This window comes from Vallitalea pronyensis, from assembly GCF_018141445.1.
In the GTDB taxonomy this organism is placed as follows: Bacteria; Bacillota; Clostridia; order Lachnospirales; family Vallitaleaceae; genus Vallitalea; species Vallitalea pronyensis.
Window position 1 is genome coordinate 1,563,272 of sequence record NZ_CP058649.1, and the last position, 24,066, is coordinate 1,587,337.

General features: G+C 36.4%; 17 protein-coding genes. 9 read left to right on the plus strand and 8 right to left on the minus strand.

Features of this window, described 5'->3' with window-relative positions:
- Window positions 1–76 precede the first annotated feature (76 nt).
- Together dapF and HZI73_RS06550 are read left to right on the plus strand one after the other, a co-directional pair.
- Window positions 77–913 (plus strand): diaminopimelate epimerase, encoded by an 837-nt coding sequence (dapF, locus tag HZI73_RS06545; protein ID WP_212697452.1) that lies wholly within the window; start codon window positions 77–79, stop codon window positions 911–913.
- Window positions 914–1,420: 507 nt separating this feature from the next.
- Complete coding sequence (locus tag HZI73_RS06550; protein WP_212697453.1) at window positions 1,421–2,656, plus strand: LL-diaminopimelate aminotransferase; 1,236 nt, start codon at window positions 1,421–1,423, stop codon at window positions 2,654–2,656.
- A gap of 138 nt (window positions 2,657–2,794) precedes the next feature.
- Here HZI73_RS06550 and HZI73_RS06555 read toward each other — a convergent pair whose 3' ends face one another.
- The 6 genes from HZI73_RS06555 to HZI73_RS06580 form a co-directional block, all read right to left on the minus strand.
- A complete protein-coding gene (locus HZI73_RS06555) occupies window positions 2,795–5,134 on the minus strand; it encodes an ASKHA domain-containing protein (protein ID WP_212697454.1) in 2,340 nt (779 codons plus the stop codon).
- 244 nt (window positions 5,135–5,378) lie between these two features.
- Complete coding sequence (locus HZI73_RS06560) at window positions 5,379–6,734, minus strand: uroporphyrinogen decarboxylase family protein (RefSeq protein ID WP_212697455.1); 1,356 nt, start codon at window positions 6,732–6,734, stop codon at window positions 5,379–5,381.
- Between the two features lie 63 nt (window positions 6,735–6,797).
- Complete coding sequence (locus tag HZI73_RS06565) at window positions 6,798–7,433, minus strand: corrinoid protein (protein ID WP_212697456.1); 636 nt, start codon at window positions 7,431–7,433, stop codon at window positions 6,798–6,800.
- Window positions 7,434–7,608: 175 nt separating this feature from the next.
- Complete coding sequence (locus HZI73_RS06570; protein ID WP_212697457.1) at window positions 7,609–8,256, minus strand: cobalamin B12-binding domain-containing protein; 648 nt, start codon at window positions 8,254–8,256, stop codon at window positions 7,609–7,611.
- Between the two features lie 40 nt (window positions 8,257–8,296).
- The gene (locus HZI73_RS06575) at window positions 8,297–9,562 is read right to left on the minus strand and encodes a helix-turn-helix domain-containing protein (RefSeq protein ID WP_212697458.1); all 1,266 of its coding nucleotides are present in this window, start codon (window positions 9,560–9,562) and stop codon (window positions 8,297–8,299) included.
- Between the two features lie 154 nt (window positions 9,563–9,716).
- A complete protein-coding gene (locus tag HZI73_RS06580) occupies window positions 9,717–10,835 on the minus strand; it encodes a uroporphyrinogen decarboxylase family protein (protein WP_212697459.1) in 1,119 nt (372 codons plus the stop codon).
- Window positions 10,836–11,033: 198 nt separating this feature from the next.
- Between HZI73_RS06580 and HZI73_RS06585 the strand changes: the two genes are divergently transcribed.
- Window positions 11,034–11,882, plus strand: a complete 849-nt coding sequence (locus HZI73_RS06585; RefSeq protein WP_212697460.1) for a helix-turn-helix transcriptional regulator — start codon at window positions 11,034–11,036, stop codon at window positions 11,880–11,882.
- 3 nt (window positions 11,883–11,885) lie between these two features.
- On the opposite strand, the gene HZI73_RS06590 is transcribed toward HZI73_RS06585, so the two are convergent.
- On the minus strand, window positions 11,886–13,373 hold the full coding sequence (locus HZI73_RS06590; protein ID WP_212697461.1) for a response regulator transcription factor: 1,488 nt from the start codon (window positions 13,371–13,373) through the stop codon (window positions 11,886–11,888).
- Window positions 13,366–15,195 carry a sensor histidine kinase gene (locus HZI73_RS06595; protein WP_212697462.1) on the minus strand — a complete coding sequence of 610 codons (1,830 nt, stop codon included), beginning with the start codon at window positions 15,193–15,195 and terminating at the stop codon, window positions 13,366–13,368. The genes HZI73_RS06590 and HZI73_RS06595 overlap by 8 nt, the downstream gene beginning before the upstream one ends.
- A 200-nt stretch (window positions 15,196–15,395) precedes the next feature.
- Here HZI73_RS06595 and HZI73_RS06600 point away from each other — a divergent pair, with 200 nt between their 5' ends.
- The 6 genes from HZI73_RS06600 to HZI73_RS06625 all read left to right on the plus strand — a co-directional run bounded on the left by HZI73_RS06600 (window position 15,396) and on the right by HZI73_RS06625 (window position 24,011).
- The gene (locus HZI73_RS06600) at window positions 15,396–16,736 is read left to right on the plus strand and encodes an ABC transporter substrate-binding protein (RefSeq protein ID WP_212697463.1); all 1,341 of its coding nucleotides are present in this window, start codon (window positions 15,396–15,398) and stop codon (window positions 16,734–16,736) included.
- Between the two features lie 100 nt (window positions 16,737–16,836).
- Window positions 16,837–17,718: a carbohydrate ABC transporter permease gene (locus HZI73_RS06605; protein WP_212697464.1), complete on the plus strand. Its 882-nt coding sequence runs from the start codon at window positions 16,837–16,839 to the stop codon at window positions 17,716–17,718.
- Window positions 17,718–18,539 (plus strand): carbohydrate ABC transporter permease, encoded by an 822-nt coding sequence (locus HZI73_RS06610; RefSeq protein ID WP_212697466.1) that lies wholly within the window; start codon window positions 17,718–17,720, stop codon window positions 18,537–18,539. The genes HZI73_RS06605 and HZI73_RS06610 overlap by 1 nt, the downstream gene beginning before the upstream one ends.
- 1,085 nt (window positions 18,540–19,624) lie before the next feature.
- Entirely contained in the window at window positions 19,625–20,965 is a 1,341-nt protein-coding gene (glnA, locus tag HZI73_RS06615) for a type I glutamate--ammonia ligase (RefSeq protein ID WP_212697467.1), read from the plus strand.
- Between the two features lie 36 nt (window positions 20,966–21,001).
- Window positions 21,002–21,571: an ANTAR domain-containing response regulator gene (locus HZI73_RS06620; protein ID WP_212697468.1), complete on the plus strand. Its 570-nt coding sequence runs from the start codon at window positions 21,002–21,004 to the stop codon at window positions 21,569–21,571.
- Between the two features lie 334 nt (window positions 21,572–21,905).
- Window positions 21,906–24,011: a glutamine synthetase III family protein gene (locus HZI73_RS06625; protein ID WP_330619696.1), complete on the plus strand. Its 2,106-nt coding sequence runs from the start codon at window positions 21,906–21,908 to the stop codon at window positions 24,009–24,011.
- Window positions 24,012–24,066: the final 55 nt, after the last annotated feature.

A 24,066-nucleotide genomic window follows, 5' to 3' on the forward strand; every position in this document is an offset into this window, starting at 1 on the left:
TTTGGTTGTGGCTTTGGTTTTTTATTACATATATAATAAGAAGTGTCTTATAAAAAGTGCAAAGTGAGGTGTTCATATGAAATTTACAAAAATGCATGGTTGTGGAAATGATTATATTTATTTAAACGGTTTTGAAATAGATGTAGCTGACCCATCTGAACTGGCCATTAGGATGAGTAATCGTAATTTTGGAGTAGGTTCCGATGGTATTGTACTCATACTTCCTTCAGAAAAAGCAGATTTTAGAATGCGTATGTTTAATGCAGATGGTTCAGAGGCAGAGATGTGTGGCAATGCTATACGTTGTGTGGGTAAGTATGTATATGATAAGAAGATGACAGATCAAACCAATATTACCATTGATACGTTAGCAGGGGTTAAAATATTGGATATGACAGTAGAAGATGGTCAGGTTACATATGCAAAAGTAGATATGGGCGAACCTATTTTGAAGGCAGAAGATATTCCCGTTGTTAGTGCACTTGAGCCTGTTGTGGGTGAGGTTGTAGAAGCGTTAGGGACTGCTTATGCCTTTACATGTGTGTCCATGGGGAATCCTCATGCCATTACATTTGTGGATGATACGGATCATTTTCCATTAGAAGAGGTTGGTCCAATTATTGAGGTTCATGAGAAGTTTCCTAGGAAAGTAAATGCAGAGTTTGTGCAAGTGGTTGACCAGGAGACCCTTAAAATGCGTGTTTGGGAAAGAGGGTCAGGGGAGACCTTGGCGTGTGGTACAGGTGCTTGTGCGACGTTGGTTGCTGGGGTGCTTAATGAGAAGGTTGGTCGTAAGGCGACAGTTAAGTTATTAGGTGGTGATTTGATTATTGAGTGGGATGAAGCCAGTAATCATGTGTTTATGAGTGGTCCTGCTGTGACGGTGTTTGAGGGGGAGTGGATGTTGGGTTAAATTGGTTTAGTGGGGAGGTTCGTAAGTGGATAGGTATAAAAAAACTGTTCAGGTTAAATAATCGAAGAACATCTAAGGGTGGCGACATACCCTATACCTAAAACTTAAAACTCCCGGTGGTCAGACAATTAAGTTTTTTAACGGCATAGGCTATATCGCCGCCCTAAGATGTGCTAACGATTTTTAAACTTCTCTGTTTTTTTATACCTATCTACTTACTGGGCTAGTGAACAATGTTAGTTAGTGGTAGAGTGGTGAAGTAGCAACTATTATGGTTTTTATGTTTTCTTAGTTAGTACATTTGGTACTTGATAGTAGTGGTTGATAATTATATGAGTTTAATAGGGTTAGCTGATGATGATAATAAATTTATGCTATATCGTAATAAAAATTTAGTTGTGGATTTTATGAGATTGATGTGCTATAGTTGAGTGTGATAGTGAGATTTGATAATGGATATCATTATTGAAGATATAGATGATGACATAAAATAAGGAGGATAAAGGAATGGAGACATATATTCAGGAATTGATTGCTGAGCGAATTGGTGGGAATCAGTTTGGGAAGAGTACGGTGATTTATAAGTTTGAGAAGATTAAGCGAGCGAAGGCTGCGGCTGTTGAGGCACATCCGGATATGGAGATTATTGATATGGGTGTTGGAGAGCCGGATGCTATGGCGGATAGAGGGATTGTTCGTACGTTAGCAGAGGAAGCGGCTAAGTGGGAGAATCGTAATTATGCAGATAACGGTGTGCCAGAGTTTAAGGTGGCTGCTGCCAAGTACATGGAGAGTGTATATGGTGTCAAGGGTATTGATGGTGTTAGAGAAGTGAACCACGCTATTGGTTCCAAGCCAGCTCTTGCGATGATGGCACAGGCATTTATTAATCCGGGTGATGTGACTTTAATGACGGTTCCAGGTTATCCCATAATGGGTACTATGACCAAATGGCTTGGTGGCGAAGCATATAACATGCCGTTGTTAGAGGAGAATAATTTCTTACCGGATCTTGATGCTATTCCTGAGGACATCTTAGACCGTGCCAAGTTATTGTACTTAAATTATCCTAATAATCCTACGGGTGCTGTGGCTACGATTCCATTTTTTGAGAAGGTTGTTCAATTGGCGAAGAAGCACCAGCTGGTGGTTGTTCATGATGCAGCTTATGCAGCTTTAACCTTTGATGGGTATCAGCCTTTGAGCTTCTTAAGTATTGAAGGGGCAAAAGAGGTTGGTGTAGAGATTCACTCATTATCGAAAGCTTATAACATGACAGGATGGCGTATGGCTTTTGTTGTGGGTAACGAGAAGGTTGTTAGTGCCTTTGCAGCAGTAAAAGATAATAATGATTCAGGTCAGTTCAAAGCCATTCAAAAAGCGTGTATTTACGCGTTACAGCATACAGAGATTACAGAGGCTACAGCTACGAAGTATTCAAGAAAGCATGATATGCTTGTGGAGGTACTGAATAAGCTTGGATTCAAGGCGAAGAAGCCAAAGGGCTCATTTTATCTGTATGTGAAGATTCCGAAAGGTGTTAAAGGTGGTATTACTTTTGAGACTGCTGAAGATTTTTCACAGTATCTCATTCGTGAACAGTTAATTTCCACAGTGCCTTGGGATGATGCAGGGGCTTTTGTAAGGTTTTCAGTGACGTTCCTTGCCAATGGAGAAGATGAAGAGAAGAAAGTTATTGACGAAATTTATAGACGTTTATCCCAAGTTGAATTTATTTTTTAGTTTGTATTGAGATAACAGTTAATAGGCTGAATGGTTTCATAGTCAGTTTAAAAGAAAAGGGGCTAATCAACAAAACATCGTATAGAATGTTTGGTAGATTAGCCCCTTATAATTGAGTCGCTTTGTACTAATAGGTGTTTAAAAGTACATATTCATGATGTATTCTTCGTTAAATACCATGTTTGTTGATAATTCAATATAATGGCATTTTGAAGCAATGACATCAAATATATCGTCGCTGTTCTGTTCAATCATGTAGTTCACACTGCCGCCTAGTGAGCTGTTTCCAATGACTCGAGTTTTATCTATTAATTCCTTCTGAATGAGACCGATGGTTACAGCATTGGCTACATTGAGATTACTGCCAAAGCCTCCAGCTAATAGCAGTGTATCAATCTGGTCAAAAGTAAGACCTGCTTCTTTAACAAGGACACTGACTCCTGCGGCTACAGCAGATTTGGCAAGCTGTAATTGCCGTATATCTTCTTGATATAGGGCTATTTCTGTATCATGATCTTTATAGATCACGAACTTATCGCTATCGACTAATTTACCTGTTGTATCCAAGTGGTTGTTATTCAGTAATTCCGCAGTGATATCCACAAGGGCTGAACCGCATATGCCTTTGGGGGAGCTATGACCAATCACATCATAAGATAGGGTATCGTTATCAGATGTGATGGAGCATATGGCACCCTCAATGCTGCCCATACCACACTTAATATTTGCGCCTTCAAAAGCAGGACCTGCAGCTGTTGCAGCGCACAGAATCTTATGGTCTGTTTTTAAGGCAATTTCACCGTTGGTACCGATATCAATAAAAAGAACATTACCTTTTTGATGAAGTAAGTCACTGTAATAAAAACCCGATGTAATATCTGAACCAATATAAGCGGATATACCAGGTAATAAGGTGACTTGACAATCAAGGTCTTTATCCTCAAAGAGTTCTTTTGTGTGATATTGTTGTAAGGATAAATCCATGGTTGTAAAAGGGCTTATAGAGAGTTTATAGGGATTAAGACCCATTAATAAATACTGCATGGTGGTATTACCACTGATGGTTATATCAACAATGTCTTCTGATGCTATATGGTGCTTTTCTAATAATGTATGGATACCTGAACTTATTTCTTTACGTATTAATGATGTTTGAATAGACTCTGGGTCTTTGACAGCATAATTGATACGACTGATAACATCTGCACCATAGGGGGCTTGTGGATTAACATGCTTATAGATACCGATCTCTTGATGATGAATCAAATCAATAAGGGTTATCACAACAGTTGTTGTACCAATATCAATACCTACGCCATAAGCACGGATGGTTTCATCATGAACCCTTAAAATGGTTTGATTATCTCGACATAACAGTTGCATATCTTTTTTTAAGTTTTTAATATGAGAAAGATCTTTTAAGCCATGTAATGTGTAGTCATAAGGATGCTGTAAACATGCGTTGATTAATGCTGTTGCACTTTTATTGTTATCAGCACTTTCAGTTATGCCAGGAACGTTTAATAAGGTATATTTGGGTTGAGCTGTAGCGTTGATATGATAATCACTTTGAATCTTGGATGCTGTTTTTTTGGGCTTGATTTCAATGGTGGTATCTTCATATAGGTGGTGAAAACATGCCAGTATAATACCTTGTGCCATGTCTTGATCCGTTAATAATTTTTTCTCCTCATCGGATAAAGGCATAGGTTCACTTAAAAGCTTTACTTTGCATTTTCCACATGATTTTTTTCCACTACAATAAGCATCAATAGGGAACTCATGCGTGCGTAATATGTTCAATAGATTCACACCTTTTTTTACTTGCAGCTCATGCACTTCTTGACCCTGTCTAATGGTTAAGGTGATCTTCCTAAAAGCACAGGTGGTATTGCTGCACTTGCGACAATCATGGTCAATGAGGCTTGGTTCTATATTAGCAGAGGCACCATAGTAAAAGGAGAGGGTTTTTCCAGGGGAAAACATATAGCCAGATGTCAAGTCAATGTCCGTGTTTTCTTCTTCGTTGATAACATCTAAAATATGTTTTTGAAATTTAATATCTATTTCGCATGTACCCGGTTCAACCCTTGATGTGAGATGGATACCTTGACGGGTATATTCTTTTTTAAGCCGGTTATAAAGTGAACTACTGTTGTCGAACAGCATCTGATCGCCAATGGTATTTAACATCATGCCTTTTAAAAAGTCGTTATCAGCAAAGTATTCTTTAACTTTTTCATCTAAATAACAGCCAAGTGAAACGATACAAAAAATAACTTTCTCACATGAACTGTCGATATAGTCTTCATTATCCCGTTCCGTATAGTAGCCTACAGGTGAGATATGCTCCAGCGTTTCCTTTATCACATCATCATAGATTTGGCTATACTCCGAATAATTAGGACTGTCTTCATAGCATTGCATCATATCCATGACTATTTTTTTATTTTGTGTCTTTTCTAATTTTATTTTCATATTATCACCTATGTAATTCTAAAAGCTGATTAGATTATTCTTGTATGATAGAGGGAAAGGGGATACTCCTTCTATCAAGCATACTTTCCTTGTTATTTTATACGATATATGAAGTTTAATCAATATAATCCACATTATTCATGATATAGATTAATATAAACGTATATGTGAAAGGATTGTAAACATGAAAAACATTCACTTTACAATCCTTTAAATATAACAGAAATTCATTGATGCATGATGTTTATTTTAGATAACTTTCCACCACATTAAATAATTCTTCTTTACTTGGTATAATGGATGACCATTTTAATTGCCCATTGATATAAATAGAAGGGAGGTTGGCTACACCCATTTTTTTACATCGTGCAATATTCACTTTTTCTGTGAATTTGTACTCAATAAGGTCAATCTTATCACCAAAATGTTCTTTGGCTACATCAGCAGCAGCCATCATATAAGTACATGCCGCGCAAGATGCTGAATCCAATGTGAATACCTCAATAAATGGTTTTTCTAAATGGTCATAATCAGGTAATTCAACATCAATTTCTTCATCTTTTGCTTCATAGTTTTTAATCATTTCCCTTACGGAATCTGTCTCTCGAATAGTTTGCCCAATGGCAATGGTGTTATCTTTTGGTACAGCATAAGGCATATCACAACCTGGAGAGATAATCAGATTATCATGGGTCAAGTTATCAATCATATCCACCACATACTTCATGTTATCTTGTTGTGTACCATGAAGCATAAGGGTTGTTAATGGAATATTACCACCGATTGTAATATTATATTTATCTGTAATTTCTTTTGCTGCTTGAATATCCACATTTTCATCGATGGATATGGAGTCCGGCTCTGTTTTACACATAACCTCAATTTGTCTTGTAGCATTACCACAAACAAAGAAGGATGATTTTGCGCCTTTCATTTTTATGTAGTCAAATATAGTCGTGAAAGACTCATGACATAAAGATGTAAAATGTTCAGGTGATATTTGAGATACAAGTGGATCAACAACAGCGATGATGTCCATGCCAGCTTCTGTATAGAAATCAATCATTTTTAAAGCAGCTTCTGTACAGAACTCCATGAGCTCTTTTACATAATTCTCATCCAAAATCATGTCCATAAAAAGATTATTACCTCGAAGATGAGAAGCAAGGGTAAAAGGTCCACAGATTAAGCCGTATAGGGCAGTGGTATCACCAACAGATGCTTTCATTCTATTCATAACGTCTAATACGAGAGGTATTCTGCCGCTTTCTTTTGTAGGGAGTTTACATTTACATGGAAGGGTTGCTTCTTCTTCACATGGATGTGTTTTTACAGATGGGGGACAATCGTCTGCCCATACGAGTTCACAACCAAGTATTTCTGCTTCAATTTGTAAATCAAATATAACGGGCATACCATCTGGCTGATATAATTTATGTGCTTCCATTAAAGAGTCATATAATTTATCGGCATCTTTTAGTACTTCTTCTGCGGTATAACCTTTAATGGATCCTGCGTGAACGCCGACAAATGGAACCCAAGGTATACGATCTGTTGATTGATGTTGCATAATCGTGAGTATTCGTTCTTTCCCTGTCATTATTACACCTTTACCTTTCTATTTATGATGTTGCTCAATCATGTATTGACATGAAGTCGGTTTCTAGCTTAGGACTAATTCTTTAGCAACTTCTGCAGCTGAAGCAGCATCCACGGTATAGCGATCAGCACCAATCTCTGCCGCATAATCGTCTGTTACAGGTGCTCCACCAATCATGACTTTAATTTTGTCTCTTAGACCCTTTTCTTCAAGAGCTTCAATGACTAATTTCATATTTGGCATGGTTGTCGTAAGTAGAGCAGACATAGCAATAATATCTGGGTTGTTTTCTTCCACAGCAGCGATGTATTTCTCAGGTGATACGTCAACGCCTAAGTCAATAACCTCAAGACCAGCACCAACCATCATCATTCTTACAAGATTCTTACCAATGTCATGTAAGTCACCTTTTACAGTACCAATGATTACTTTACCAATAGGTTCAACACCTTGTTCTTCTAATAAAGGCTTAATCACATCAAGACCTGCGTTCATGGCTCTTGCTGCAATTAACACTTCTGGAACAAAAACTTCGTTGTTTTTGAATTTTTCTCCGATGATACCCATACCACTAAGTAATCCGTCAAGTATGTCAGATGGTTGTAAACCGTCTGATACAGCTTGCTTTGTTAACGTAACAACTTCAGGCATGTTTCCTTGTTGCAGTTTTTCAGATATTGATTGTAATAATTCATTCATGTAATAGCACTCCCTATCTTTTTTAGTTGTTTTATAGTAATAGATTATAGGATTCTGAGAAATATTTATAGAAAAATCATAGTTAATTTTGTACTATTTTATCTTTTAACAAGATTATTGCTGAATAATTCATGGAAAATTATCCTAAGATGTACTGTGTCATAAAAAAAACAACCTATGTTCCAAGGTTGTTGTTCATGATTTCTTTGGCCATCTCGGCAGCGCTGGCTGCATCGGTGGTATAATAATCTGCTCCAATTGTTCGGGCATAATTGGAAGTGATGGGGGCTCCCCCGATGAGGATTTTAACTTGATCCCTAAGTCCTTCAACTTCTAAGAGTTTAATGGTGTTTTTCATATTCACCATGGTGGTGGTCAGCAGAGCAGACATGGCTAATATATCCGCCTCATGTTCTTTAACTGCATCAACAAATTGCCGCTCTGAGATATCAACACCTAAGTCAATGACTTCAAATCCCATACCTGTAAACATCATCTTGACGAGATTTTTACCAATATCGTGTAAGTCACCTTTGACGGTACCGATGACAACTTTTCCTAAATAGGTTCTTGTGTTAGGGTCTATTAGGGGGCTGATGATATCTAAAGCAATGTTAAAAGCTCTTGATGCAATGAGTACCTCTGGCACATAAATGGCATTTTTCTTGAACTTTTTACCGATGATGTCCATGGCTTCAATGAGTGTATCAAGTATCTTTTTGTAATCATAACCATTATCCAGCGCAGCAATGGTTAATTCACGAACTTTTATGGATTGACCTTCTTGAAGATATTTGGATATTTCGTTTAATGTATTATTCATAGCATCACCTTTTATAATATGGGTCTGTTCCTTTCTTATATTAATTATACATCTTACGGTATTTCCCAGGAGAAATATTTTCAAATGTTTTAAATACTTTTGTATAATAGCTTTGATCGCTAAAACCCATCATAACAGCAATATCACTAATACTATAATTAAGGTCAAGCAAATATTTTTTGCTTTCTTCAATCCTTACCATATTCAGGTATTCAGAAAATTTCATGTTCGTTTCCTTACTAAAAAAACGGCTGAAATAAGTGGGGCTGAGGTTAACATGCTTCGCCACTTCATCCAGAGATATATTCGTATCAAAATGCTGATTAATATACTGTAAAGCTTTTTTAATCACATGGGTACTTTCCACATTGTCTTTGTTTAATTTAAAAGCAAGCTCCGTGAATTTCTCTAAGACCCCAATAATCCACACGCATAGTTCTTCCATACTTTGTGTGCTAAAGGCCGTTTGATAGAACTTAATATTTTGTGCAAATATTTCTTCAAAGTTCCCGCCACCTTCAACAGCCGCTCTGGACATGACAACCACCAACTCAATAATATAAGAAATCACCATATCATTGTTGCCACTGTGTTTAAATAAAATATAGCCAAGGATTTCATTTAAAATGGCTTTTGCACCTTCAAGATCGCCTCTTCTAACTTTACCGCTTAATTCTCGCTCCAATTCAATGGGATATGTTTTTTCTGATATGTTTTCTTCTTCTTTTATTTCTTGGATGTTTTCATTGATTATTTTCTGCTCCATATAGAAATCTTTTTTCTTTTTAAGTTCATATTTCTGATCCCCTACAATATCCTTAGTAAGAATATGGAGGAGATTAGCAATGTAGCGCACTTTTTCTGGTGCAATAATGGGGGTTATCTTATAATAAGATTGCAAGATACCCCTTGCAGATATGGGTATATTATACACCTTGATTAAGTTATCAATCACATAGGGGTCTGTAATATTCATCTGTACAGGACCAGCAACTAAAGCACCACGAAAAACATTACCAATGACAATGGCAGAGGTAATATGTACCAATCCACCAGGACAGAAGAAGATATAGGATTCACCAAGGGACTCTGATTGTTTACTGGCATAAAGATGAGCGCCAGAACAAGGTGAATTATCACCTGTTAACTCCATAAATTTGGTACAATAATTAAAGAGTTCGCCTTCATGAAAAATCATATCGCCTGTATCATTAATGAGCATACAATTAATTTCCGTTATTTTATAGAATAACTCCATATTCTTTTTTATAATATCTAATTCCTCAGATTGAAAAAAATCATGCATGTTCATCACCTATTTATATGTATGCATTTAGTAGTTATATCTATATTATCATACTTCTAAAATTATTAGTTGTATTATTTTTTCTTTTTTTGGATTATTTTGCTCAAACAAATCATAATCACCAAATGAATCTCCCAAGAGAGGGTTGTTTTTGTTAAAATGCCATTCTTGCCCAACCACGACCATTCTTTTTATCTGGAATGTTCAATATTTCTTTAGCAGTTTTTACATAATAGCGATAAGATTCAAGAGGGACACCGTTAGGAATACGATGATCTATGCCAAAAACAGTACCACCTTTTTGCATACAGGGTTGTAATTTATATTCCAGTTCTTGACGTATAGCGTGTTTGTTCTTAAATAGAACAAATTTATCAATACCGCCTTTGAAGGCTAGTCGATTACCATATTTTGAACGGAGTTCTACCATATCCATACCGGCAGCAGGTTCTATAGGGTATAGGATATTGACACCTGCATCTAATAAGGGGTCGATAATAGCATTCATGTTACCATCACTGTCTAGACTGAATAACCGTGTACCTTTTGAGGAGACCACATCCCAAGCCTTGGCATAATAAGGTTTAATGAATTCATGGACAATGCCTGGTCCAACAAGAGGTCCTGATTTACCAGCCATGTCTTCATGGGCACATAAATTATCAATGACAAGATGGTCACTGATTCTGTCCAAAACTTTTATGGTTGTATCCATCAGTGTATCCATCATGTCTTGCATTAACTCTTTTTGGTCGTAATAACAAAAACAAATGGCTTCTTCACCCATTAACTGTCTGGGTAAGTCAAAACCGCCTTGAATACCGGCTGTAATAAGTGCGCCATGCTTTTGCTCATGCTTGGCTTTTTCTACTTGCTTCCAATTAATCCTATCCTCAGAGAAGGTAAACCAATGTTTTATTTTCAACCAGCTATCCATATCTGTAACCGGATGATTGAGAGGAAGTGGTATGGTAGCAGAATTCTTTATTAATTTGGTTTTTCTTCCAAATTCATCAATACTAATGGTATATGTATCAGTATCTTCAATGATGGATGGTTTAATACCACTTAGCACATTAAAATTGCCGCCACAATCCACTTGATGCACATAATCAAAATCAAAGCCAGTAAGCGTCAGTTCTTCGTGGGTTGCTCCTTGCTTTAACCATTCATCTTCTAAGCCAACCAAAGGTCCAAATAATTCCACAAACATTTGCCTTGGAACATCCCCAAAGGTCATCAATTCAATATAAGCATCTCTTGTCCATTTCATATAAGTATCCTCCTTATTTATGCCATGGAAAATTCTGTTTCTTAAACTTTCCATCTGCACAGTAATTTTCGCCTAACAGGTCAACGAATTTACTATTTTATGGGTAGTATACACAAATAAACACGTAAAATAAATGGGTATTTCCTTGACACATGTATTATTCTGATATATATATGAAGAGGAAAGGATTGATGTGCTATGATAAGTCATATAAACCATCATATATCTGCGTATATACGATATAGTGTTTACCGTGAATGTCCAACAGAACCATGGGCTATAAAAAAACGTACCATACCTGATCATGAATTGGTCTATGTTACGGGAGGTAAGGGCGAAGTGATGATGAATGGGGAGGTCTATAAGGCTATGGATAAGGCGTTATTTTATTTTCATCCCTGTATGGAACACGCCATAAAGAGTGACCCTCAGAATCCTCTACGCTTTTATGCCATTCATTTTAGTTATACGTACCTTGACTATGTCAATGATCATTGGGAAGTGATAGGCAGTGATAAGCTGCCCCTGCCGTATCATAGTTTACTGCCCAATAAACAGATGATAATCAACTACTTCTGCCAGATCCATGCAATCTATCAACAAAAGGATATGTTTCACAAAGTCCACTATAATGGTTTGTTTAGTGTCTTGTTGGCTACCATTTATCAAGTGCTCTTTGAAAATGCCTATCATTTTGGCAAAGGCAAAAAAATGGACGCCATCATGGGCTATATTCAGGACAATATTCAAGAAAAATTAACCACACGTGAGCTAGCTTCAACATTCAAGGTATCACCAGATTATTTATCCACTTTATTTAAAAAGACCACAGGTGAAACGTTGATGAATTATATTAACCGTTCCAAAATAAATCGCGCAAAGGAAATGATTCTTCAACAGCAATTAAAAATGAAAGATATCGCTGAAAAGCTTCATTTTTGTGACCCTTATTATTTCAGTAAAACCTTCAAACGTTTTGAAGGGATTAGTCCAAGTGCATACATGGCAAAAGTTTCTTTATTTGAAGAGGGCACTAAACACATATAAGGTTTAATGCCTATCTTTGTATTTGGATGGATAGTAACCTGTTTTTTTCTTGAAAACTTTTGAAAAATACAACGGGTCTGTATACCCCACAAGTTTAGCTACATCTTTTGCCAGCAAGTTAGCATCCGATAAGAGGAGTTCTTTTGCCTTTTCAACACGTTTATTAATAATGTATTCTGAAAGGGTTGTGTTGGTAAAGGATTTGAAGATTGTACTGATATAGGATGGTACCAGCCCGAATTTTTCAGAAAGTATTTGATTGCTTATTTGATCGGCTAAATGCTTTTCAATGTATAATTGAATGTCTTTCACAAGAATCTTTTTATCGGAAGAATAAAGGGTTGTTTTGTTATAAGCGCTACAAATAAGGACATCCATATTTTTGGTTAAAGAGTTATAGTTAAATGAATTGACGATGACTTCATTTAAGACGGTTTCGATGTTTAGCTTACTATGGTCAGAAGATGCATGAATGAGATAGAGAATTTTCCTTAATTCATTCTGCATTTCTTGTTGCGTAATTTGTTTGTCTTTGAATGTGGCTATAATATGATGAACAGCTTTTCTTGTTTTAGTCACATCATTGTAATCCAGTACAATGCGTAATTTCTGCTCATCAAATAGAGGCAATGGGGCAGGAGTTTCCGTATTTGGATTATAGTGCATAATGGAAGAGTTTCCAAAAATCATATGCTGACACATAAAGTTTCTTAAGGTATTCTGGGTAGCATAGATTTGGGAATAGTTATCAATCTGTTTGCTTATCGCCATTGTAATGGGTATTTCTTGCTGGGTAAGGACGTTAAAGATGCTTTTTGATAAGCTGTTGCATGTGGTGGCATTACCTGCAATAATCATGATTTGTTCAGCAGGGGTTATACCATTAATCACCCAAGTAAAATTATCGTCTATCATATGATGGAGTATGGACTCAAGATGATACTTATGCCATAAACTGCTGCCTGGTGTCATGGAATCAAAACCAGTTATAGGAAAAGAGCCTGCACACAATAAAAGCATAAAACATTTTTCAGCCAGTGCTTCATTCATATGGTTCATATACCCATTGGTATGTAATGAAGAAAACATTTTTTCTCGCTTTTTTTCTTTGTTTTGTGCACAGATATACTGATCAATTGACACGAGTATTTTTTTTAACTGTTGTTTATCAATGGGTTTTACTAAGTAGTCATAGACTTTGTACTTAAGGGCTTTTTTGGCATAGTCAAACTCTTGGTAACCGGATAATATAATGGATACCGTATCTAAGTTGTTTTTTGCGATATAATCAAGGACATAGAAGCCATCTTTGATGGGCATATTAATATCTGTAATGACTAAATCATAGGTATTTTCTTTTAATAGGTCTACAGCATCTTGTCCATTTAATGCTGTTGCAGCAACGGTAAAATCTAAGTCTGCTTGTTGAACAGCGTTACAGATACCTCTTAGTATAGGGGGTTCATCTTCAACAATGAGTACGTTATACATGTAATTTTCCTCCAATCGTCATTTTTGTTTGTTCCTTTTCAGATGTGATGTTAAAAAGCATGTCATCACCGTACAAGATTTTGAGTCTGACATAGATATTGGATAAACATAACCCTCCAATATTCAGGTCCTCCAGTAGCACAGAGGTTTGGTCGATATTAAATTCTGAAATAAATGTATTTAATGATGCCAGGGAATCCTTATCAAACCCTGTCCCATTATCCACCACTTCAATGACCCATTTATCTTCAGCAGTAAACATATGAATGCCAATATGCCAAGGGGGTCTTTTATTCTTGAAACCATGAGCAAAACAATTTTCTGTTAAAGGCTGTATGATGAGTTTGGGTACAACAATATCCTTATACTGTTCATCCATGGTCACATCAAATGTAAAGAGATTTTCATACCGGACTTTCATCAACTCCAGATAATTGATGGTGTGATGTATCTCCTCATGAATGGTACTATGGGATATGTTATAGGAGGTTGAAAATCTTAACATACTGGATAGCTTATTACATATTTTAGTAATTTCCATCACATCATGTTCTTCGGCGATGATGCTGATGACCGTTAATATATTATGATAAAAGTGAGGGTCCATTTGGGATTGTAGAGCATACAAATGGGATTTTAATTCACTGGTGTGAGCTTTAACCCGTTCATCAATGGATTCCTTTAATTTTTCACACATTTTATTAAAAGCGATATTCAATTTATTAAGTTCGTTATACCCTTCATCATGCTCAATATGAATGGATAGGTTATTTAAGTTCACTTCATTAATGGATTGCCGCAGATCCCGAAGGGGTGTCGTTAGTTTCCGAATAATGAGAAACTGGGTGGCTGTAACAAAGACTATAATAAGTACTGCCGTCAATAGAATGAGCGTTCTGAATTTGACTAAAGAAGCAATGACCTCATTAGAAGGCTGTATTAAGACAACTAAACCCTCCATTTCAGTGACGTTGGAATAAGCACCTAAATATTGAGATGACGGATAGGAAGAAGCAGGTGTATTGGCTTGACTCTTTGCATAAGCCTTCTCTAACATATCTCTCAATGCATCAGACATTTCGTCTTGTTCGGAGTTACCTGGATAAATAATGCTTCCAGTATCATCTAGAACATACCCATTAATGGAAGCAGGTAGAAAACCAAACATCTCAGTAATGCGTGTTATGGGCTGCTGCACTTCCACATAGCCATAAGTAGGTGTGCCAAAAAGTGTAAAGTTAATAATTTGCCTCACAATAGAAAATAGAGGGCTATCGTCATAATTATAACCTTTTACGCTAAAAGGGTCTTCTCGGGGAGGGATAAACAAACTATAGGAACCGTTACGAAATTGTTCTTGTATGGCTAAAAACCCATCACCAGAAAAAAAGGCATCAATATGGTCTTGGTTAGCAGCTAAATGACCACTATAAAAAAAATCATTGTAGTCATTATATAAGCAGATCCGACCTAAAAAGTTCTTTTTTGAATTATAAGACGTCACCAGTGACGTTAAACGTTTTGTTATATGGGGTTCTCTTGCAAAATAATTGGATGATGGATTTTTTGGCATATCGTTAAAAAGTTGAATGATGGAAGGGTTAGAAGCCAATTGCAATGCTGTTCGATCCATGCTATAAACCATGTCATTTAACTGATCGGATACTTTAGAAGCATAAACATTAAGGTTCTTTTGGGCTTTGTCTAATTCAACTTGGACAACAAATGAATAGAAGTATGTGGTAAAGAATATCATAATGATAAAAATCATGATGACATTAGATAAAAAAACCTTTGTTTGAAATTTTATTTTCTTAAACACATGGATCATGGTCATCACCCTTTGCTGAATAAGGTATATTCATCATAAAGTATATTGTGATTAAAAACAAGTGAAAGTCTAGATATATTAAGGATTCCATAAAACATTTAAAAAAATTCCATGTTGCATTTTTGAATAGTCCATTTCCTAATGATCAGAGATAAAGTAAAATAACATTACAAAAAAGAGGAGGTAGCGTTATGAAGAAGAGTAGATTTAAGGTCTTATCGATCATCGTGGTTGTATTCATGTTAGCAACAACATTAATGGGATGTTCAAAAGATACGACTGATTCTAATGACAATCAAAGTGGGGGTAACACGCCTAATGTGGACAATAACAAACCCGTAACGGTTACAGCCATGATCATGCAGTCAAGATACACAGAAGGACTTAAAAACATGATTCAAAAACTTAAGGATGAGGAAAATATCACTTTAGAGGCTCAGATCATTCCAGATGATCAATACGATAATTTAATGACGTTGAAATTAGCTACAGGAGAGGCACCAGACATCATTGATTATAATGTGCCTGCTATCTATGGTGTTGTTGATGCAGAAAAAAATCTAGAGGATTTAAGCAATGAACCATGGGTTGCCAAGCTAAAAAATGATAGTAATGTACGATTTAATGATAAGATATATGCATTTCCATTTTCTGAATTAACAGGATTCCAAGGCATCATTTATAACACGGAAGTATTTGAAAAAAATAATATAGAAGTGCCAAAGACGTGGGATGATGTATTAGCTGCATGTGAAATCTTAAAAGAAAAAGGTATTACACCATTTTTCTCACCAAAGGATTCATGGGTGCCTCAAATATGGATGACAGCAGGTTATTCGAAAGCATTAGGGCAAGACAAAGTAGAAGAATTTGCAGAACAATTATTAACCAATCAGACCAAATTCACAGACCATCCAGAGCTGGCTCAAGTTATCGATACATACATCGAAGTGTTTGATAAAGGTTATGTGAACGAAGATTATCTATCTGCAAGTTTAGATAAAGGATTGGATCAATTAGCGAAGGGCGAAGTAGCTATGCTCTACGGCAGTAATGGTGTTGCCAACTCCATTGTTGAAGCTTTTCCAGATGCAAAAATTAACATGTGTAATCCCAAAATGCCTTATCAAACAGAAGATTTAGTCAGTGTGGCTGCTTATTCTGTTGGTTTAGTGATTAACAAAAATGCAAAAGAAATGGACGCAGCGAAAAAGATCTTAGAACTATGGTCCACACCCGCATATGAAAATCTTTATTTTGAAACAAAGCCAGGTTTCCCAGCATTTAAAGATGTAGATGGTGGAGAATTATATGCCTTTATGTTAGATATTCAAAGAGATTATATTGAAACAGGTAAAACAGTACCAGAGATGAATCAGCTCTTAACACCTATTCAACCATTATACAGATCCACTCTATGGGTATATTACTTAGATGCTCCTGGAAAAGGAATGAATGGTGCAGAGTTACTTGAAAAATTTCAAGCAGATGTTGAAAAGTTGATGAAAGAAAAACAAGCACCAGGTTTCTAAGAATCCTTGAAATAGATATGGTTTGTTCTCTTTATGGTGACGGGTTACCATAGAGAGGTACAAACCATTTCAATGTCAGCAAAATGTGGAGGGAAATTTAATGAAAAAAGATATTAGCAAGAGATTTTATCCAATGTGGCTTGTTTCACCAGCTGTTGTCATATATGCGTTGTTTTTTATCGTTCCAGTTATTTTATCACTATTTCTCTCATTTACAGACTGGAACTTACATCGGATTATGTCGCCCAGCTTTGTTGGGTTTAAAAATTTCATCATACTATTTAAAGACGGCATCTTTGTTAAGGCCATATTCAACACACTCTTATTTGCATCTACAACAACTGTTTTAAAAACAGTTTTTGGATTACTTCTTGCTTTAGCACTGATTAAGAAATTTAGAGGCAACAGTATTTTAAGGACCCTTTATTATCTACCATGTGTACTCAGTACAGTGGTTATCGGTGTTCTATTTACAGCAATATTGGATACGGATGGTTTAATGAATAACCTTCTTGGAGCCATCGGATTAGAACAAGTGGCCACCAACTGGTTGGGCAGTTATGGTACGGCAATCACGTCGGTCATCTTAATTGAATCATGGATATGGGCTGGTTTTTGTATGTTTATTTTTATTTCTGGATTACAAGCCATTCCAAAAGATTATTATGAATGTGCGGATATTGAAGGTTGCAGCAAATTCCAGCAGTTCTTTAAAATAACCTTACCGTTGCTGGTGCCTTCTTTTACTGTGGTTATTACCCTGAATATATCCGGTGCACTGAAAGTTTTTGACCTCATTTATGTCTTAACCAATGGAGGTCCTGGCTTTGATACACAAGTATTGAATACGTATACGTATCGAGCATTTGGATTAGGCTTACTTGGGGAATCAGCTGCATCTGCCATCATCTTATCCATCATCGTCGTTGCCATTTCATTTATTCTAAACTTAAAACTCAAGTCCAAGGAGGTTGAAATGTAATGAATAAAAAATTAGTCAATAAAATCGTACTCATTGTCATCTTAGCGCTGGTATCTTTAGTCTATATTATTCCAATTTTATTGATGGTTTTAGGCTCTTTTAAGACCCAAGGAGAAGCACTGCTTTTTGATTTGAGTTTACCTAAGGAATGGTTGATTTCCAACTATGCATATGTTTTTAAAACAGGAAACATACTAAGAGGTTATATTAACAGTATTATCACAACAGGGGGTGCCGTGATTATCACGTTAATCGTTGGTTCTTTTGCAGGGATTATCATTTCACGAAGGAAAGACTGGAAGGGTAATGCCCTCTATTATTTCTTTGTTTTCGGTCTGACCATGACCTTGCAAACGGTAACCACCTTTGCCTTGTTAAAAGTACTGAAATTATATGGGACGTATATCGGCGTTATTCTCATTTTTGTGGCAGTCAGGTTACCCTTTACCATTATGACATTTGCCAGTTTTGTAAAAGGGGTACCTAAGGAAATTGATGAAGCAGCTATTGTGGATGGTTGTGGACCCATTCGCTTAGTCATTCATATTTTACTACCAATTCTTAAACCGATTATGATTACAAACCTCATAATCACCACCATTAGTGTTTGGAATAACTTTATTATACCACTTTATTATTTTGGAACGTCAAGTAAGTGGACAGTACCGTTAACGGTTTATGGGTTCTTTGGTATGTACTCACGTAATTGGCATTATGTCTTTGCGGCTCTTGTTCTAACGGTTATTCCCATTGTAACCTTATACCTATTACTGCAAAAGCATATTGTAGAAGGGATGACATCTGGAGCAGTTAAGGGTTAAAGATAAGGTTAGATTAATCTATATTAATTGGTAGATTTATGCTAGGTATTTTTCTTAGGTATGGAGAAAAATAGGTAGCATTTTCTATACCAGTGGTTTTTATGGGGGAGGTTAGTTAGTATTATGGTATGTTATGTGCAAGACGCCGTAGGGGGTTAGGTATACCATTGTAGCTTCTGTTAAATAATGAAAGAAATACTAAGCTCATGACATGAAAAATTGCTAAAACTTAAGAACTCGCAAGCTCAGACACTTAAGTTTCTTAACGCAATTTATCATGCCATTCACTAAGTATTTCTATTTCATTTTTTAAATGAAGCTACAATGGTATACCTAACCCCCTACTGGTGTCGTGAATTGAACGGGAGTTTAGGGCTAAGGGTTTAACTTGGGCTGTTCCACCCCCAACTGGTATCGTGAATCGACCAGGGTTTTAGTGCTAAGGGGTTACTACCGCTATACCCAACCCTTGCTAATAGCCTAGTAGATATAGGGTTAGATAGAAATGCGTGACTTTTAAAGAATGAAGAAGAAACGCTTAATGAATCCTTAGATAACGACCGTTAAGAAACTTAAGTGTCTGAGCTTGCGAGTTCTTAAGTTTTAGGTCGTTATCTAAGGATGAGTTTAGCATTTCTTTCATTCTTTAACAGGAACGCATTTCTATCTAACCCTATATCTACGGAAACTCAATAAGTGCACCAAAAACCATATACCAAATTTTAAGCAAGCACGCTAAGCCTATTCCACCACAATAAATGCACAAAATATTTTCATCACCCATCAATCACTAAAATTAAGCATGCATATTTATACATCCAAAGTAGTAAAAACACTTCGACACCCCATAAAATCAACAACTACAACCTTTCATAAAATTACAAAAAAGTGTGCCATTAAAGCTTGTCTAAGAGCCTATTCATTAAGTATGTAGACATTATTTTACATCACTCAAAACAGAAAAGTGTTGCCAGAATATTATTTTTATACTATATTTATTAAAAGGATAAAATAGATTAAAGATAATTTAAGAGCAAAAAATAAAATAGAAAAAAGAGATAATTATGTGAAAAGGAGGCAATGCGATGTTGGAAGCTACGAACAGCAAATATACCAAAGATGATATAATCCGAATCGTGAGTGAAGAAGATGTAAAATTTATACGTCTACAATTCGTCGACATACTTGGAACCTTAAAAAATGTTGCTATTACAGATGAACAGCTTGAAAGGGCTCTAAATGATGAAATATTGATTGATGGTTCATCCATAGAAGGTTTTGCTCGAATGGAAGAATCGGATATGTATCTTAGACCTGACTTAGATACATTTGAGATATTTCCATGGCGCCCTCATCAAGGTAAGGTGGCTCGCATGATATGCGATATTTACCATTTAGATGGTAAGCCTTTTCAAGGTGACCCTCGTTACGTGTTAAAAAAAGTGATTAGTGAAGCAGCAGACATGGGCTACAATTTTAACATGGGTCCAGAGTTTGAATTCTTTTTATTCCATATGGATGAAAACGGTGAGCCCACTACCATTACCCATGATAATGCAGGTTATTTTGATTTAGGACCCATTGATCTAGGGGAGAACGTAAGGCGTGATATTGTTCTCACACTTGAAGAAATGGGATTTGATATTCAAACATCTCACCATGAGGTAGCACCAGGACAACATGAAATTGATTTTAAATACAGTGATGCATTAACCTCAGCAGATAACATTGTGACGTTTAAATTAGTGGTAAAGGTCATTGCACGAAAACATGGTTTGCATGCTACTTTTATGCCGAAGCCTATAGAAGGTGTGAGTGGATCGGGTATGCATAGTAACCTGCTCATGTATGATCGTCAAGGCAATAATATTTTTTATGACCCTGATGACGAATTACAGTTATCAAAAGAGGCTTACTATTTTATTGGTGGCTTACTGAGGCATGCAAAAGCATTGACGGCAGTGACAAATCCAACGGTTAATTCTTATAAACGATTGGTATCAGGGTTCGAAGCCCCAGTGCGTATTGGATGGTCAACCATCAATGCCAGTCCTTTCATTCGCGTACCAAGTGTGCGTAAAAAAGATCCTATTATTGAACTTAGAAGTCCCGACCCATCCTGTAATCCTTACTTAGCTATAGCAGCTATGTTAAAGGCAGGACTTGATGGTATAAAACGTAAGATTGATCCGCCTAAGATGATGGAGAAGAAGGAATTAAAATCAGCTCTCCATACATTAGATGTTGAATCCGTTATACCTAGTAGCCTTAAGGAAGCGCTTATTGAACTATCAAAAGATGAAGTCATAAAAGAAGCTTTGGGTGATGTATATCGTCGATATACGAAAGCAAAAAGTATGGAATGGGATGAATATATTTCAGTGGTTCATCCTTGGGAAGTTAAAAAATACATTGCAAGATATTAGTCGTTAGCTTAAGAGTTAGATTAAAGGGTGTTGCTTATGGGTGCGAGAATCGTCGTTGGGTCATCAAAACAGAATATCGTGAAGCAGTTGTCACACTTTCTTAAGGAAAAGGGATATAATGTAATAGGTGAAACAACCGATGGTTATGATTTTTTGAGGAAAGTCCATGACATGTATCCTGATTTATGTATCTTGGATTTTAACATGAAAGGATTAAATGGTCATGAGGTCAGTGAAGTGATTATTTCAGATAATCTATGTCCTGTTATTACCATGGTGACATCTGCTGAACAGCATTATTTCTTGAATTTAAGTCAAGAGGCAGGTTTTACATTACTAGTCAAACCCCTTAATCGAATGGTTTTATTGAGTACCATTGATATCATGGTTAAAACGTCTCGAAATATTCAACATTTACAAAAAGAAGTGAAACATCTCAAGAAGAAGCAAGATAGTAAAACCATCCTTGATCATGCCAAGCAGCTGTTGATGAAACAGTTGCATTTGACAGAAGGTGAAGCCCATAAACGCATATTGAGAGAAAGTATGAATAGAGGCTTTTCAAAAGAAATGATAGCAAAAGAGATTATCCAAAAATACAGCTGAAGGCAGAAGATTCTGAATGATAATGGTCTAGTATTTTTCACTTGCATAAGTGTAAAATCTGTGGTATATTGTATAATATCATTTGGACAATGGCGTCCATGATAAGTATAAACTTTTAAAGAGCAATGGCGTTCTTAGGGAGTTCCCTTAGTACGCTTTTTTATTACCTAAATCATTTATCACTTTGCACTGGTAAAGTATTGCGAGCATAAAGTGAGATACATATAAAGATAAGAGCGACGGGTTCGCATCTTCCAATAAGGAAGGATAAAGTGCTATAAGATGAAAGTCAGATAAGTGCTATTAAGTATAATTGTTGAATAGGAGGATATGAATGATGAAAAGTATTACAGAAATATTTGGAAAGAATGTTTTTAGCGACTGTGTGATGAAAGAAAGATTACCAAAGGAAACGTATAAATCCTTAAAAAGGACAACAGAACTTGGTGAACCATTAAAAAAAGAAACGGCAGAAGTGATTGCTAATGCCATGAAAGATTGGGCCATTGAAAAGGGAGCAACACACTTTACCCATTGGTTCCAGCCTATGACAGGTAAAACAGCAGAAAAACATGATGCGTTTATTTCATTAACATCTGATGGAAGAGCAACCATGGAATTCTCCGGTAAAGAGTTAATTCAAGGTGAGCCAGATGCTTCTTCATTTCCAAATGGTGGTCTTAGAGCAACATTTGAAGCACGAGGCTATACAGCTTGGGACCCAACATCACCTGCATTTCTAAAAGAAGATTCAGCAGGGGTCACATTATGTATACCTACAGCTTTTTATTCTTATACAGGCGAAGCATTGGATAAGAAGACACCATTACTTCGTTCCATGGAAGCTATTTCAAAGCAAGCCTTAAGAGTTCTTCGTTTATTTGGAAATACGACTTCTCAAAAAGTGCTGACCACTGTTGGTGCAGAGCAGGAATATTTCCTAGTGGATAAGAAATACTATCAGTCCCGTAAAGATTTAATCTTCACAGGTAGAACATTATTCGGAGCGTTACCACCTAAAGGTCAAGAATTAGATGATCACTACTTTGGTAGTATAAAAGAAAGAATTGCTAAATTTATGCGTGAGTTAGATGTAGAGTTATGGAAATTAGGTGTTTCAGCTAAGACAAAACATAATGAAGTTGCACCAGCACAGCATGAGGTAGCACCCATCTTCTCTACAACGAATATTGCAACAGATCATAACCAATTAATGATGGAAGTTATACAGAAGATAGCCATGCGTCACGACTTAGTATGTCTCCTTCACGAAAAGCCTTTTGCCGGTGTCAACGGTTCAGGAAAACATAATAACTGGTCAATCGCAACAGATGATGGTATTAACCTGCTTAACCCAGGTAAAACACCTCATGAAAATGCACAGTTTTTATTATTCTTAGCGGTGATCGTTGCAGCAGTTGATGAGTATGCACCATTACTACGTTTATCAGCAGCTAATCCAGGTAACGACCATCGATTAGGAGCAAATGAAGCACCACCTGCCATTATATCTGTTTTCTTAGGTGACCAGTTAATGGACATATTTGAGCAAATTGAAGCTGGTGACTTAAACGGGTCGAAGGACGCAGGGGTAATTAAAGTAGGGGTATCCACCTTACCAACATTGCCAAAAGATGCAACGGATCGTAATAGAACATCACCATTTGCTTTTACTGGTAACCGTTTTGAGTTCCGTATGTGTCCATCATCTGCATCCATTGCAGGACCAAACATTGTGCTGAATACCATCGTTGCTGAATATTTGAACCGTGTTGCTGATGAGTTAGAAAAAGCAGATGATTTCCAAGAAGCACTTAAAAAAATACTTGCTCAATTAATCAAAGATCATAAAAAAGTAGTTTTCAATGGTGATGGTTACTCCGATGAGTGGGTACAAGAAGCGGCAAGGAGAGGCTTACCTAACTTAGCTTCTACAGTTGAGGCTTATGCTCATTTTGACCGCCCTGAATCTGTTGAAGTATTTGAAAAACATGGTGTATTTACAGGTTGTGAGATTACGTCTCGTAAAGAGATTGTGTATGAAGAATATGCAAAAGTAATTAATATAGAAGGTTTGACCATGTCACAGATGGCAAAACAAGAAATTATGCCAGCATGTATTGAGTATATGACCAGCGTAGCAGAATCCATTAGTAAGGTAAAAGCTGTTTGCCCTACAGTCGATTTTTCTGTACAAGAAGAGATTGTATCCAATATCTCAAGATTATTATTTGATGTACGCGTGAAGGTTGCAGCTCTTGATCAAACCATTGAAGAAGCCAAAGAAATTGAGGATATTGAAGAACAAGCATTTGCTTATCGTCAAAAGGTCTTCTTCGCTATGGAAGCTCTTAGGAAGCCTTGTGATGAACTTGAAAGAATCGTGGCAAAAGATAAATGGCCATTCCCAACATACGACGAATTATTATTTAGAGTGTAATATGATGAAAAGAGCCCTTCAATCATGATTGAAGGGTTTTGTTTTTTGTCATTTA